The sequence below is a fragment of the Pectobacterium sp. CHL-2024 genome, from assembly GCF_044751765.1.
GTDB classification, from domain to species: domain Bacteria; phylum Pseudomonadota; class Gammaproteobacteria; order Enterobacterales; family Enterobacteriaceae; genus Pectobacterium; species Pectobacterium brasiliense.
In genome coordinates this window covers 26263-40668 of the sequence record NZ_JBIXKO010000002.1, presented here as the reverse complement: position 1 = coordinate 40668, position 14406 = coordinate 26263, and the positions used below count along the sequence as shown (strand labels likewise).

11 protein-coding genes are annotated in these 14406 nt (G+C 53.6%); 5 read left to right on the top strand and 6 right to left on the bottom strand.

The features are described 5' to 3' along the window. Nucleotides 1-3 precede the first annotated feature (3 nt). Complete coding sequence (locus ACIPUG_RS05100; RefSeq protein ID WP_400337643.1) at nt 4-1545, bottom strand: PTS transporter subunit EIIC; 1542 nt, start codon at nt 1543-1545, stop codon at nt 4-6. 193 nt (nt 1546-1738) lie between these two features. Here ACIPUG_RS05100 and ACIPUG_RS05095 point away from each other — a divergent pair, with 193 nt between their 5' ends. Further along, nucleotides 1739-2956, top strand: a complete 1218-nt coding sequence (locus ACIPUG_RS05095; protein ID WP_400337640.1) for an anaerobic sulfatase maturase — start codon at nt 1739-1741, stop codon at nt 2954-2956. Between the two features lie 95 nt (nt 2957-3051). On the opposite strand, the gene cydX is transcribed toward ACIPUG_RS05095, so the two are convergent. The 5 genes from cydX to ACIPUG_RS05070 form a co-directional block, all read right to left on the bottom strand. Beyond that, nucleotides 3052-3156: a cytochrome bd-I oxidase subunit CydX gene (gene cydX / locus ACIPUG_RS05090; protein WP_010278781.1), complete on the bottom strand. Its 105-nt coding sequence runs from the start codon at nt 3154-3156 to the stop codon at nt 3052-3054. A gap of 19 nt (nt 3157-3175) precedes the next feature. Beyond that, nucleotides 3176-4315 carry a cytochrome d ubiquinol oxidase subunit II gene (cydB, locus tag ACIPUG_RS05085; RefSeq protein ID WP_320698715.1) on the bottom strand — a complete coding sequence of 380 codons (1140 nt, stop codon included), beginning with the start codon at nt 4313-4315 and terminating at the stop codon, nt 3176-3178. A gap of 14 nt (nt 4316-4329) precedes the next feature. Beyond that, on the bottom strand, nt 4330-5907 hold the full coding sequence (cydA, locus tag ACIPUG_RS05080) for a cytochrome ubiquinol oxidase subunit I (RefSeq protein ID WP_039272905.1): 1578 nt from the start codon (nt 5905-5907) through the stop codon (nt 4330-4332). Between the two features lie 550 nt (nt 5908-6457). Then, entirely contained in the window at nt 6458-7075 is a 618-nt protein-coding gene (locus tag ACIPUG_RS05075) for a tail fiber assembly protein (protein WP_094369985.1), read from the bottom strand. Then, nucleotides 7075-8961 (bottom strand): phage tail protein, encoded by a 1887-nt coding sequence (locus ACIPUG_RS05070; protein WP_400337636.1) that lies wholly within the window; start codon nt 8959-8961, stop codon nt 7075-7077. The genes ACIPUG_RS05075 and ACIPUG_RS05070 overlap by 1 nt, the downstream gene beginning before the upstream one ends. A 225-nt stretch (nt 8962-9186) precedes the next feature. Here ACIPUG_RS05070 and ACIPUG_RS05065 point away from each other — a divergent pair, with 225 nt between their 5' ends. The 4 genes from ACIPUG_RS05065 (at nt 9187) to ACIPUG_RS05050 (ending at nt 14402) form a co-directional block, all read left to right on the top strand. Next, the gene (locus ACIPUG_RS05065) at nt 9187-10476 is read left to right on the top strand and encodes a nitrate- and nitrite sensing domain-containing protein (protein WP_400337633.1); all 1290 of its coding nucleotides are present in this window, start codon (nt 9187-9189) and stop codon (nt 10474-10476) included. 934 nt (nt 10477-11410) lie between these two features. Next, the gene (locus ACIPUG_RS05060; protein ID WP_268197503.1) at nt 11411-12670 is read left to right on the top strand and encodes a CmpA/NrtA family ABC transporter substrate-binding protein; all 1260 of its coding nucleotides are present in this window, start codon (nt 11411-11413) and stop codon (nt 12668-12670) included. A 12-nt stretch (nt 12671-12682) separates the two neighbouring features. After that, entirely contained in the window at nt 12683-13597 is a 915-nt protein-coding gene (gene ntrB / locus ACIPUG_RS05055) for a nitrate ABC transporter permease (protein WP_039281771.1), read from the top strand. 10 nt (nt 13598-13607) lie between these two features. Next, entirely contained in the window at nt 13608-14402 is a 795-nt protein-coding gene (locus ACIPUG_RS05050) for an ABC transporter ATP-binding protein (RefSeq protein ID WP_039281768.1), read from the top strand. Nucleotides 14403-14406 lie beyond the last annotated feature (4 nt).

The following is a 14406-nucleotide window of genomic DNA, read 5'->3' as shown; positions in this document are numbered from 1 at the left end:
CCGTTAAACGGCCATTAATTCTTCAACTTCGTTCTTAATCAGCGTGACATGTGGGCCATATACCACCTGAACGCCTTGCCCGCGAATAAACGTCCCACGGCTGCCTAACGCTTTAAAATCATCGGTTTTCACCTTTGCGGGATCGCTAACGGTAATGCGCAGTCGGGTGGCGCAGCAGTCCACGTCAATGATGTTGTCTTTCCCGCCCAGCGCGGCAATGATGCCCTGAGCGCGCTCGGTTCCGGCGAGCGTCGGTGTTTCGCTGTCGGTGGTAGACTCATCTTCACGACCAGGCGTTTTCAACTGGCGTAACTGAATCAGGAAGCGGAATGAGCAGTAGTACAGGGTAAACATCACGGCACCCAGCGGCAGCATCAACACCCAGTTGGTTTTGGCATTGCCCTGCAAGACGCCGAACAGCAGGAAATCGATCAGTCCGCCGGAGAAGGTTTGTCCGACAGTAATTTCGAGGACGTGCGCCAGCATGAACGCTACGCCGGTCAAGACGATATGCACCAGGTACAGCAGCGGTGCACAGAACATAAAGGCGAATTCCAGCGGTTCGGTAATACCGGTCACGAATGCGGTCAGCGCGGCGGAAAGCAACAGTCCGGCGACTTTGCCTCGGTTCTCCGGTTTGGCGCAGTGGTAGATCGCCAGTGCGGCACCGGGTAAACCAAACATAAAGTCAGCGAAGCGGCCTGCCATGAAACGGGAAACGCCGATGTAATATTGCGTCACGTTGGGATCGGCCAGTTGTGCAAAGAAGATTTTTTGTGTTCCCTGCACCAGCGTACCGTTCACCATTTGTTCTCCACCGATACTGGTCATCCAGAACGGTAAATAGAAAATATGGTGCAGGCCGAATGGGATAAGGCATTTAAGAATCATGCCGTAGAACATCGTGCCGATATATCCGGTCTTTTCTACCAGCCCACCCAGGTGGGAAATACCGCTCTGAATCGGCGGCCAAACGTAAAAGAGCAACACGCCAAGAAACAGTGCAGCAAATGACGCCACGATCGGAACAAAGCGAGAACCGCTGAAGAATGCCAGCAGTTCGGGTAGCGCGATCTTGTTATAGCGCCCGTGTAACCATGCGGTGAGCAGGCCGCTAAGAATGCCACCAAGGACGCCAGTCTGAAGCGTCGTAATACCAAGAATAACGGCTTGTCCATGCACGGCCAGATTATCTGTTGCCAGCGTGTTTGTGATCACCAACATGGCATTAATGGCCTTGTTCATGACCAGAAAAGACAACACAGAAGCGAGCCCTGCGGTTCCTCTATCGGTGTTGGTCATACCCACTGCAATCCCGACGGCAAACAGCAGTGGCAGGTTATCAAACACAGCGCTGCCACACAGTTTCATCAATGTGAAAATGGCCTGCAAAACCGCGTTATCGAGGAACGCGTAAGTTCCGATAGTGATTGGGTTGGAAAACACACCGCCTATACCCAACAGCAAACCTGCAGCAGGTAAGACGGCGATAGGTAACATAAACGATTTACCCAACTTTTGTGCGCCGGAGAAGAAACTGTTCATGAGAGAACCCCTGGTGTTGTGCATTATTTTAAGAAATAATAATTTCATTGATTTATTGTGTTTATGAAATTATTATTTCCATTGTTTTCTCACACTGTCAATATCAAATATCCAGAGAGTGATCATGGTCACTTTTCAAGTGCGTGGATAACCGACGATCGTTAACATCCGGCAAATCCCGGTGGGAGGTAAGATGAAACGACCTTTTCACCTGATGGCAAAACCCACCAGCTATCAGTGTAATCTTGCCTGCGACTATTGCTTCTATCTTGAGAAAGAGCAGGGAACGCTTAAAGCGGCGAAATCGAAGCGGCATATGGATGACGACATCCTGCGTCAGTACGTGCGGCAGTACATTGAGGCAAACCCCGCAGGCGAAATTGAATTTACCTGGCAGGGCGGCGAGCCCACGATGGCGGGCATCGATTTCTACCGCCGCGCGTTGGCCTACCAGCGACAATATGCTCAGGGAAAGGTCATTCGCAACAGCATGCAAACCAACGGTGTATTGCTTGATGAGGAGTGGGCGGCGTTTCTGGCGGAGAATCAGTTTTTGATTGGTTTGTCGATAGACGGGCCAAAATGGTTGCACGACCGCTACCGCGTTACCCACAGCGGGAAATCGGTTTTTGATCGGGTAATCAATGCGGTGGCGGTGCTAAAACAGCACAAGGTTGATTTCAATTTGTTAACCGTCGTGAATAATGAAACGGCGCGGGCTCCGTTGGAGATCTATCAATTCCTGACTCAGGAACTGGGAGCACAGCATGTCCAATTCATCCCTGCCGTTGAACAGCGTTCGGTTGATAGCCGCTATGGTGAATTAATTCATCCACAGACGTTAGGGAACACGCAGGTGACGCCGTGGTCGGTCAGCGGCGAGGCGTATGGCCATTTTATGAACACCATTTTTGATTACTGGGTGCGCCACGACGTTGGACGGGTATTTGTGCAACTGTTCGATAATGCACTGGCCGCATGGGCGGGAGACAAGCCCAGCCTCTGCGTCATGCAGGCGACCTGTGGCACGGGGTTGGTGGTTGAGATGAACGGTGATATTTACAGCTGCGATCATTTTGTTTACCCAGCACATCGGCTGGGTAACCTGACCACCGATCGTTTGGATAAGTTGGTCAATAGCAAACAGCAACGCCAGTTTGGTATGCAGAAAGCTAATCTATCACCAGAATGCGTGCGCTGTGAATACCGTTTCGCCTGCCACGGCGGGTGCCCGAAACATCGTATTCACCGTGTTGATAAGCATTGGCATAACCATCTTTGCGCGGGCTATAAGGCCATTTTTTCCCATATCGATCCCTATATGCGTTATATGACGCAGCAGTTGCTGCGACACCAGCCGCCAGCCAATGTGATGAACGTGGCAGCATTTATTGCGGCGGAGCAGGTGTAGCCTGGGGGTGAGCGATGACAGGCCATGTCCGTCACGGGATCAATGGCCTGCCAGAAACGAAGGTTTATCAGCACGATGTGTTGTTAAAACGAAAGCTACGAAGCGTCTTTGCCTGCTTCATGGTTCTCTACTGCCAGCGCGGTGACCAGCGCGAACGCGCAGGCCAGCAGCGTGCCGAGTATCCAGGCGAAATACCACATCTTCTTTCTCCTCAAGTCGTCAGTAAACGGAATGCTTATTGGCTTCGATGTAGCGGGCATCGATCCGGCCAAACATTTTGTAATAACACCAGCTGGTATAAAGCAGGATGGTGGGAACAAAAATACAGGCCAGAATGGTCATCACCTGAAGCGTAAGCTGGCTGGACGTGGCATCCCAGATGGTCAGGCTGACGTTGGGATCGAGGCTGGAAGGCATCACGAATGGGAACAGCGTAATGCCTGCCGTCAGAATCACGCAGACAATCGTCAGTGATGAAGTCAGGAAACCCCAGCCGCAGCGGTCTACGCGCGAGAAGAGGCAGGTGAACCACGGAAGAGCCACACCTAATGCAGGGATCGCCCACAGCGCAGGGTGCGCCGTAAAGTTGGTTAACCACGCCCCGGCCTGTTGGACCACCTCTTTGTGCAGTGGATTAGACGGAGCCGCTTTATCTATTGCGGAGGTAATCACGTAGCCATCGATGCCGAACAGTACCCAAAAGCCAGCCAGTAAGAAGGTGAGGCTCATCAGCGCGCTGGCGATCAGAACGGTTTTTTGCGCGCGGCGCTGAAGTGCCTCTGTGGTGCGCATTTGCAGGTAAATTGCACCGTGTGCGACGATCATAGCGACACTCACGACGCCTGCCAGCAGCCCGAACGGGTTCAACAGGCCAAAGAACCCGCCGTGGTAGGTGAGGCGCAAATACATATCGACGCTCAGCGGCACGCCCTGCAACAGGTTGCCTAATGCGATGCCGAACACCAGCGTGGGGACGAAACTGCCGATGAAAATGCCCCAGTCCCACATATTGCGCCAGCGCTGGTTTTCCAGCTTGGAGCGATAATCAAAGCCAACCGGGCGGAAAAACAGAGCGGCGAGCACCAGAATCATGGCGAAGTAGAAACCGGAAAACGCGGCGGCATAAACCATCGGCCAGGCAGCGAACAGTGCGCCCGCCGCGGTGATCAGCCAGACCTGATTGCCGTCCCAGTGCGGGGCTATCACGTTAATCATCACTCGCCGTTCAGTATCGTTCTTGCCCAGCAGACGCAGCAGAATGCCCACGCCCATGTCAAAGCCGTCGGTGATGGCAAAGCCGATAAACAACAGGCCAATCAATCCCCACCAAATCAGGCGTAATGTTTCATAATCCAGCATTATTATGGCTCCCGTTATGGTTTTGCAGGTGTCGCAAGGGGTTGTGTCGTCGGTTGTTCAAAGTGGTAGCGGCCGGTTTTCAGACTGCTTGGCCCCAGTCGGGCAAACTTGAACATCAGATACATTTCTGCGACCAGAAACAGCGTGTACAGTCCGCAAATCAGCCCCATCGACAGCAGGATGTCGTGTGCTTCCAGAGACGAATTGGCGATCGCGGTAGGCAGGACCTCGCCGACTGCCCACGGCTGACGACCGTACTCGGCGACGAACCAGCCGGATTCAATCGCGATCCAGGGCAGGGGAATCCCGTACAGCGCTGCGCGGTGTAGCCATTTACGCTGCCCCATGCGGCCACGTATCACGCTCCAGAACGACAGCGCAAAAATGCCGAGCATCAGCACGCCGCAGCCCACCATCAGACGGAAAGCGACATACAGCGGCGCGACGCGCGGGATGGAGTCTTTGGTTGCCTGCTGAATCTGGTTTTCGCTGGCGTTGGCGACGTCATCGGTATAGCGCTTAAGCAGAAGACCGTAGCCAAGATCGCGCTTGGCAGCCTCAAATTGGGCGCGAACGGCGGGGTCGGTATTACCTGAGCGCAGTTCCTCCAGCAGACCATAGGCAGTCATGCCGTTACGAATGCGTATCTCATGTTGCGCCATCAGGTCTTTAATGCCGACGACGGGTTTGTCGAGCGAACGCGTGGCGATGAGCCCCAGCAGGTAGGGAACGTGGATCGCATAATCGTTCTGCATCGTTTCCTGATTGGGGATGGCGAACAGCGTGAAAGACGCGGGGGCGGGCTGCGTTTCCCATTCGGCTTCGATCGCTGCCAGCTTGGTTTTCTGCACATCGCCCATTACATAGCCGGATTCATCACCCAGTACGATCACTGACAGCACCGAGGCCAGACCGAAACTGGCGGCAATCGCGAATGAGCGCTTGGCAAAGGCGATGTCGCGGCCTCTCAGCAGATAGTAAGAACTGATCCCGAGGACGAACATCGCGCCAGCGGTGTAGCCCGCTGCCACGGTGTGGACGAACTTCACCTGTGCGACCGGGTTCAGCACCAGTTCGGCGAAGCTCAGCATTTCCATGCGCATGGTTTCGTAATTGAACTCAGCGGCAATCGGGTTTTGCATCCAGCCGTTGGCGACCAGAATCCACAGGGCGGAAAAGTTGGAGCCCAGTGCGACAAACCAAGTCACCAGCATATGCTGGACTTTGGTCAGGCGATCCCAGCCGAAAAAGAACAGGCCGATGAGTGTCGATTCGAGGAAGAACGCCATGAGTCCTTCCATCGCCAGCGGCGCGCCAAAAATATCGCCCACGTAGTGAGAATAGTAAGACCAGTTGGTGCCGAACTGGAATTCCAGCGTCAGACCGGTTGCCACGCCCAGCGCAAAGTTGATGGCGAACAGCTTGCCCCAGAATTTGGTCATATCCTTATAAATTTGCTTGCCGGTTAACACATACGTGGTGTTCATAATGGCGAGCAGGAAAGATAATCCGAGCGTCAGTGGGACAAAAAGAAAGTGATACATGGCAGTCAGGGCAAATTGCAGCCGCGACAGCTCAACGACATCAAACATGTTAGGCTCCTAGCTTCAGGCAGGAAAATGCACGCCATATTGTTATTCCGATGCTTGCCGGAATAAATCATGACGAATAAAACAAAAATAAATTACCGTCGACGGTATTTGCATCCGTCAGAAATTAACTTCACTGATTGAAGTGAGATAAGAATGAGTAGTGGGTAAAACGTGCAGGGATTATAGCGTGCAAAAATGGAAGGATAAATAGTACAGTTTGTTGATTTGGTTTTTTTAGCTCTAATGCCATTATTTTGTTTTTATATTTTAATTTAACTTTATTTTTTGGTTTTTAATTTCATTAAAAATAAATTATCAGTTTTTTATTCTTTGTTTATTTAGGTGCTGAAAATTGAAATTAATTAAAATAGTACAGATTTGAGATGCATAAATATAACAGTTTCATTTTTTATTTAATTTTACATTTGGCGATAAAAATAATTAAGAATTATCAGAATATCCTGATCAAAGAGAGGGAGATGAGATGTGTGTGCCGTACGCTAAAATACGGCACACCATTATTGATGTAATGGGATGCGGGTTACACCGATTACATGGAAGGCGCTACTGGCCACACGACGGGTGCAGCGGTGAGATCAATGCGGTTCAACGTCACCAGATAAATTTTCCATTGGGTTAGCCGTTCTTGCTCTTCGTCCGTGGCAATAGCCAAGTCCACTGCATAGTTCAGCTCGGCAATTTGGGTATTTGCTGTCGCGCGCCGTGCCGCCAGCTCCTGCTGTAGGCTTTTGGTTACGGCAAGTTGTTGCGCCTCCTGATTTGTCACCCAGGCCGCACCATCCCATTGATCAAACTCGGTTGCTGGAGCCAGAAAGGTCATATTTTCAGGTAGATCGCCGAACTGCATCACCGTCTGTGGCTGGCGGGTTTCTGTGCTGTAAACCGTCTGACCGCGATAGTCTGGCACCTGTTCCCAGGCCTTTCCATCTGCACTACGGCGCAAGGCCTGGCCGACAGGCGGCAATTGCGGTTCGTCGGCATAGCTGTCGGCGGGCAGACCAACACCTTGCATCACATATTCATAGCTGGCGCTCTGATATTCCCGCGTAGCCGGGTTCACGTGATAAACCGTAATCCACCCCGTGTTGATGGCTAAGCCGTGTTCGTTCAGTTCTGCGTTTTTAATTTGTGTTGAATAGTTGCTCATTATGCTGCTCTCACGATGTAGTTAAAGGCGATATTGCGGGGGCGGTTTTCGTTAGCTGTTGGGACGACTTTTGACGCATCAAATGTGATGAGACCTGAATCACTTGCGGCGCCGCTGTTCGATGCTTGCCAGTACGGACCTGATGTAAATAATTTTTGGTCAGCACCGACACCATTCCCGCCGGGATTAAAATTCCCAGTGATGTTTCTGATAGCATCACCCTGTGCGGACAGCAGCGCACGTCCCGCATCAGCGCCGCGCCCGTCATCCCAGCCGCGCACGAATTCGCCGCGTAAATCGGGTAGGAAACCGGACGGATAGCGGGACGCTAAAACAGGAAATTGTGCTGTGTCGAACTGCTGGCCATTGCATTTCAGCCAACCAGCAGGGGCAACAGCGCCGGGGAATAGCTGCGGCATGCCTGCTAGTTCAGATGCGGGCATCGCGCCGATTGTCGACGGAGTTAGGTTTGCTGAATGGTATAAGCGCATTCGTGGCAACCACGTACCGTTGTTTTGTTTATAAATATAAAATTCACTACCGTTTGAGACCATATTTTCATCAATAATAGCCCATCCGTATAACGTGTTGTTGCTATCTCCGTTTTCAGTAACACCACCTAAATGCCTGACAGACAAATGAGATTTCCAGTCGCCGTTAGAAAAACAGCGGCTGCCCGCGCTTTGTTGTTGTGCCAGTTGATTCAAATATTCATCAGTGGTTGCTGGGAGTTGATCAGTCATTCCCTTATCGTTTACGACAAAACCTTTCCCTGTACTATGCGGTATCGGCAGAGTGATGTGATCCCAAATCCATCTGACAGTTTTAAGTTGCCCCGAATCATCACCGCCATACACTGTTATTCTGTGATTAACTTGGTCTGCAATTGGAAAAAATATAGCGCCATACGTATCGCTAGATTTAAATGATGCACCCGTACTGTACGGTGGCATTGATGCTGCCGATCCAGAAACGGGCGCATTCTGACGCCATATCTGACTGACGTTATCTTTCAGATATGAATTCCATGTCTCATTATCCCATAGCGACTGTATGTTTTTTGATACGCCTCCCCACCCGAAATCCCCCGTCATCATGACGTTGCTTAACCCCACATTCTGGCGAAATTGGGATTTATCAGGAATATCCGCGCCGTTCTGATCTTTTGCCAGCTTCCCTGCCAGTGCATTCAGCACTGTTGTGCTGAAGTTGGGATCATTACCTAACGCGTTAGCCAGCTCCTGCAGCGTATCGAGCGCCGCAGGAGAGCCATTAACCAATGCGGCTACGGCGGCTTTCACAAAGGCGGTTGTCGCCAATCGTGTGTCATTAGAACCGGATTCTGCGGTCGGCGCGGTTGGTGTTCCTGTGAAGGCAGGGCTGGCTTTAGGGGCATACCGAGGGTGTGCATCTATGATAGAAGCATGGGCATTCAGCTTATTAGTCGCGTCAGTTTTTGCATCAGCAATCGCATTCAATACGGTTGTGCTGAAGTTAGGGTCATTACCTAACGCATTCGCCAGTTCTTGCAGCGTATCCAGTGCTGCCGGAGAACCATTAACCAATGCGGCTACGGCGGCTTTCACAAAGGCCGTTGTCGCCAATTGTGTGTCATTAGAGCCGGATGCAGCCGTTGGCGCTGTGGGCGTTCCTGTCAGCGCCGGACTATTTTTGGGGGCATATTGCGAATGCGGATCGCTGGCTGCGAGATGTTTTTGCAAACTATCGCCAGTGGTTTCCTGCATTTTTTTCAGGTAAGCCGTGCGGCTGGCTAATTGCTCCGCTTGGCGGTTGGAGATTCCCCCTGGGCCTGCGGCAACGCGATCCGATACTTCAAGTTGATAAATCCCATCAATCCAGTTTTCTTGTTCAGATAAATTCGCCACGCTCATGCGCTCCTGAGGCTATAAAACAGTGTTAGTGACGATGCAGAGCGTACCTTCTGAGATGGCGATGGTTTAGCAACGGAGTTTAAAAATTGAGGTGAAACGTGTGCGGAAGTGGCAGTCACCGTGCGGATGCGATGTCCTTGCTTCCTGATAACTGTGAGCTGATGCAAATGGCGCGCTAATTGCATAGTCCTGATTGTGGTTTTTTCAGGAGAGAGTGCAATGGTGGCGGAGCCTTCAACGACAATTCGATTTTTACTTGCCTCGCGCCAGTGTGAGCTGAACAGCCTGCGCTACCTGCTGCAAAGCGGTGAGCTGGTGGGCAAAATTAGCCAGCTCGTCCATCTATTGCAGCGCGAACGGGGAACCGCCAACCTGTTTATTTGCTCCGACGGCCGACTGTTCGCCGACGAGCTGGTTCTGCGTGAGAAAGATGTGCAGGTGGCGCAGACGCATTTGATGACGCATCTGGCCGAGTTGGAAAAAATGACGGCGGAATTGCCGCAGGCGAGCCGTTTATTCAGCCGCGTTGCCAGCGTGGTTTATGCGCTAAGTCTGTTGCCCGCGTTGCGTCAGCAGATTCGCCAGCGTTTGCTGCCTCAACCGCAGGCGATGACGTTTTTCAACGACATTATCCGTAATCTGTTGGCGCTGGTTTTTGAGGTCTCCGACACGGCGGCCGATCCGGGAATTTCCCGCGCGCTGATTGCCATGTTCAGCTTTATGCAGGGGAAAGAGCTGGCGGGGCAGGAGCGGGCTATCGGCGCAGCGGCCTATGCGGCGGGTTGCGTCGATGAGGAAACCCGGCAAAAGCTGCTGGATTTGATCGAGCGGCAGGAGCGTTGTTTCGATACCTTTCTGAATTTTAGCGATGAAGAAAACCAGCGGCGCTGGCGTGCTATTGCACTAGACAGCGAGTTTGAGCGCCTGCGCCGCATTGTGTGTACCCGCAGCCCGATAGAAAAGCTGTCGGAAGCGGATAGTCTGCACTGGTTTTCGATTGCCACGCGGCGCATCGACGAAATGAAGCAGATGGAAGATGAGCTGGAGCAGACGCTGATGCAGCGCTGCCGTACCCGTATTGCGGCAGCGGAGAAGGCGTGCAGCGATCAGCGCGCGGATCTCGACGCGCTGATGGTGCAGCAGGAGCATGACGATCCCGGTTATTCGATATTTATCGCTGGTCATGATGTGGAAGGGCAGAACGTCCCTCCCGGCTGGCTGAATAGCGATGGCGTCAGTCCACAGCTGGGACGATCGCTGTTATCGCTGGTGCAGCAACAATCGCGGCGCTTACAGGCGCAGGATCATGAACTGGCTGCGCTGCGAGCCACGTTGAATGAAAGAAAGCAGATCGATCGCGCGAAGGGTTTGCTGATGCAGCACCGTGGATTGAGCGAAGAAGAGGCCTACAAAACCCTACGTCGCATGGCGATGAGTCAGAATAAAAAGCTGATTGACATCGCAACGGCGATGCTCGCGGTGGCAGATGTATTCGGAGATACCCCTTAAGAGGTATATGCACATGAACTGTGCGTGTTCTGCTTGCTCGCGGTGCAAGACGCCGTCTTGTGAAGAGGGAATCGTGGAGTCAATAGCAGTGGGGGAGGTGGTTTCGTGCGTAAAAAGATCGCTATTTCTATGCTACGTCGTAGCACACGCACGACACGGGGCGCTCAGTCGCCTGACGGACCGTGGCTGACGCGAATACTCGTCCCATAAACGGGACTCGCCCTACGGGCCAGCACTTGTGCTGTTCAAAAACGTCTTTGACGTTTTTGTCCGGCGCGGCAGCCACTTTCGCAGCGTCCATGCTGCTCATCCTGGAGACTGATTTGTCCTCAGCGTAATTTACGCGACAGAAAAGACAAACCACTATTACCTCCTTTCTGCTGTGGTCATAAATCATAAAATTTCACTATTTATTAATATTTTACTTTCGCATGGCGTAAAAATTATGCAGCGGTGGGCATGACCGCCGAGTGAGCGGCATGGATGCCGCGAAAGTCAGTGCCGCGTAGGGAACGCGTCACTGGCGGCTCGATTAGCGGTCATGTTCACCGATGGCACCGCGTAGCGGCATAATTTAGCCAGAAAGCCAGGGTTCGCAGGGCTGCGGCGCGTGAGCGCCCTGCGTCGGGCGCGTGTACGGTATTGCATAAAAGGGTGGCGGTATGGCGCACGAAACGGTCTCTGAGTCTGTATAGAAATGTGATCAAGAGATCGCCCCTGCGAAGGGAAACTAGTAAAAGTGTGATAACTGGCACAAACCTTGCTTTAACTCATTAGCAACAACCAAACATTCATAATGCGTTTCGGGCCAACGGCGGTGCGGAAGGTGTTAATCGGACAACGGCGTCCATAAGCGTGCAGATTCTGCATGGGCTTGTGGACGCCGTTTTTGTTTTTACCGCCTGAAAAGGTGTTTTGCGCAAGGGTGTCGTTGATGAGTGATTCCAAAACCAAAAGCATGACCGTCTCTCGCCGCCAGTTTCTGTTGGGGAGTGCTGCACTGGGCGGCAGCCTGATACTGCCGGGGTTGATGAATAGCGCCTGGGCCGCGGGTTCCGACGCGCCGGAGAAAAAGGAAATTCGGGTCGGGTTTATTCCGTTGACGGACTGCGCCTCGGTCGTGATGGCCGCAGTGAAAGGCTTCGATAAGAAATACGGCATCACCATCGTTCCCAGCAAAGAAGCCAGTTGGGCTGCGGTACGCGACAAGCTGGTGTCGGGCGAGCTGGATGCGGCCCACATTCTGTACGGCCAACTGTACGGTTTGCAAATGGGGCTGTCCGGGGCGCAGAGCAACATGGCAGCGCTGATGACGCTCAACCAGAACGGACAAGGGATCACGCTGGCAAACCAGCTGCGTGAAGCCAACGTCACGGATCTCGCCGCGCTGCAAAAATATATCGCTGCCAGTCCGGCGGGCACTTATACCTTCGCGCAAACCTTCCCAACCGGTACGCACGCCATGTGGCTCTATTACTGGCTGGCTTCCGCCGGAATTCATCCACTGAACGATGTGCGCACCGTGGTGGTGCCGCCGCCGCAGATGGTGATGAACATGAAGATTGGCAACATGGTCGGCTACTGCGTCGGTGAGCCGTGGAACCAGCGTGCCATCAGCGAAAAAATCGGTTTTACCGCCGCTACCTCGCAAGACATTTGGCCGGATCACCCGGAAAAAGTGCTGGGTACCCGCGCTGACTGGGTTAACGCCAACCCGCATAGCGCCCGCGCGCTGACCGCCGCGATTCTCGATGCCTCGCGCTGGATCGATGCCTCGGACGACAACCGCCGCGAAACGGCAGGCGTCGTTGCCGGACGCGCGTACATCAATGCTAAAGAAGAAACCATCGTCGGACGCATGCTGGGCCAGTACGAAAACGGACTGGGGAAAAGCTGGAAAGACGAACACGCGATGCGTTTCTACCACGATGGCTCCGTGAACTACCCGTACCTGTCCGACGGCATGTGGTTCCTTACCCAGCATAAACGCTGGGGCTTGCTCACCGAAGAGCCGGACTATCTGGCCGTCGCGAAGCAGGTTAACCGCGTTGATATCTACAAGCAGGCGGCCGATGCCGTGGGGAACGTGCCATTGCCCGGTAGCGACATGCGCAGCAGCGTGCTCATCGATGGCCGTCGCTGGGATGGTAGCGATCCAGCGGGTTATGCCAACAGTTTTAGCGTGAAGAAATAAGTGAGGTTGATGATGAAAAACCAGGCCCAGGTCATTCCAATTACCGCGGATAACGCCCCGGAAACCGTACGCAGCGCTGATATTACGCCGCTGCCAACTAAACCCGTAACGCCCGCAAAAGCGCCAGCAGCTCCTGCTTTTGCCTACCGCTTGCTGCTGCGTAAGCTGTTTCAGCAACTCTTCCCTGCGGTTCTCGGACTGGGGCTGCTGGTTGCGGTCTGGCAGATTGCCGCGCTCAACAGCGAAAACTTCCCGACGCCGTGGACGACCTGGCTTGCGGCGCTCAGCCTCTTTGCCGACCCGTTTTACATCGCGGGGCCGAACGATCAGGGCATCGGCTGGAATGTATTGGCCTCGCTGCAACGCGTGGGTATCGGCTTCGGGCTGGCAGCACTGGTCGGCATTCCCGCTGGCTTCCTGATTGGTCGTTTTACCTTTCTGGCTAACATGCTTAATCCGATCATTTCGCTGCTGCGCCCGGTCAGCCCGCTGGCGTGGCTGCCCATCGGCCTGCTGCTGTTCCAGCGTGCCGAACCGGCATCCAGTTGGACCATTTTTATCTGCTCCATCTGGCCGATGATCCTCAATACCGCCGAAGGCGTGCGCCGTATTCCGCAGGATTACCTGAACGTGGCGCGCGTCCTGAAACTCTCCGAATTCACCATCATGCGCAAGATTCTGCTGCCTGCGGTGCTACCTAACGTGTTGACCGGCGTGCGCCTGTCGATTGGCGTCGCCTGGCTGGTGATTGTGGCGGCGGAGATGCTGACCGGCGGCGTCGGTATCGGCTTCTGGATTTGGAATGAGTGGAACAACCTGAATGTGGAAAACATCATCATCGCCATCGTGGTGATTGGCGTTATCGGTCTGCTGCTTGAGCAGGGACTGGTATGGATTGCTAACCGTTTCAGCTATGACAACCGCTAAGGAGCCGACGATGCGTACAACACCGATTATTCAAGTGCAGCAGGTGAGCCAGCGTTTCAATACTGCCAGCGGGGAGTTTCTGGCGCTGGATCAGGTGAGTTTTGATATTCACACGGGTGAGACGATCAGCCTGATCGGCCATTCCGGCTGCGGCAAGTCCACGTTATTGAACCTGATTGCCGGTCTGACGCTGCCGAGCAGCGGCGGCCTGCTGTGTGACAACCGTGAAATCGACGGCCCGGGGCCGGAGCGCGGCGTGGTCTTTCAGAACCACTCGCTGCTGCCGTGGCTGACCACTTACGAAAACGTCGCGCTGGCGGTACGCCAGGTGTTTCGCGGTCAGATGAGCAAACGTGAAATGCACGAATGGATTACCCACAATCTTGAACTGGTGCATATGGAGCACGCGCTGAACAAACGGCCGAATGAGATCTCCGGCGGGATGAAGCAGCGTGTAGGGATTGCCCGCGCGCTGGCCATGAAGCCGAAAGTACTGCTGATGGATGAACCGTTCGGCGCGCTGGATGCGCTGACCCGCGCACATCTTCAGGATGCGGTGATGGAGATTCAGCAGCGGTTGCAAACCACGATTGTGCTGATTACGCACGACGTTGACGAAGCGGTGCTGCTGTCAGATCGCGTGCTGATGATGACCAACGGTCCCGCGGCGACGGTCGGTGAAATCATGAAAGTCGAGCTGGAACGTCCACGTTCGCGCGTCACGCTGGCTGATGATCCACGCTACCACCACTACCGTCAGCAGGTGCTGCATTTCTTATATGAAAAACAGCCTAAAGCAGCCTGACAGC

Excerpts from the sequence above, each read along its gene's own strand:
- cydA (WP_039272905.1), bottom strand. The coding sequence starts at position 5,907 with ATGTTTGATGTCGTTGAGCTGTCGCGGCTGCAATTTGCCCTGACTGCC.
- ntrB (WP_039281771.1), top strand. The coding sequence starts at position 12,683 with ATGAAAAACCAGGCCCAGGTCATTCCAATTACCGCGGATAACGCCCCG.
- ACIPUG_RS05075 (WP_094369985.1), bottom strand. The coding sequence starts at position 7,075 with ATGAGCAACTATTCAACACAAATTAAAAACGCAGAACTGAACGAACAC.
- cydX (WP_010278781.1), bottom strand. The coding sequence starts at position 3,156 with ATGTGGTATTTCGCCTGGATACTCGGCACGCTGCTGGCCTGCGCGTTC.
- ACIPUG_RS05060 (WP_268197503.1), top strand. The coding sequence starts at position 11,411 with ATGAGTGATTCCAAAACCAAAAGCATGACCGTCTCTCGCCGCCAGTTT.
- ACIPUG_RS05065 (WP_400337633.1), top strand. The coding sequence starts at position 9,187 with ATGGTGGCGGAGCCTTCAACGACAATTCGATTTTTACTTGCCTCGCGC.
- cydB (WP_320698715.1), bottom strand. The coding sequence starts at position 4,315 with ATGCTGGATTATGAAACATTACGCCTGATTTGGTGGGGATTGATTGGC.
- ACIPUG_RS05100 (WP_400337643.1), bottom strand. The coding sequence starts at position 1,545 with ATGAACAGTTTCTTCTCCGGCGCACAAAAGTTGGGTAAATCGTTTATG.
- ACIPUG_RS05095 (WP_400337640.1), top strand. The coding sequence starts at position 1,739 with ATGAAACGACCTTTTCACCTGATGGCAAAACCCACCAGCTATCAGTGT.
- ACIPUG_RS05050 (WP_039281768.1), top strand. The coding sequence starts at position 13,608 with ATGCGTACAACACCGATTATTCAAGTGCAGCAGGTGAGCCAGCGTTTC.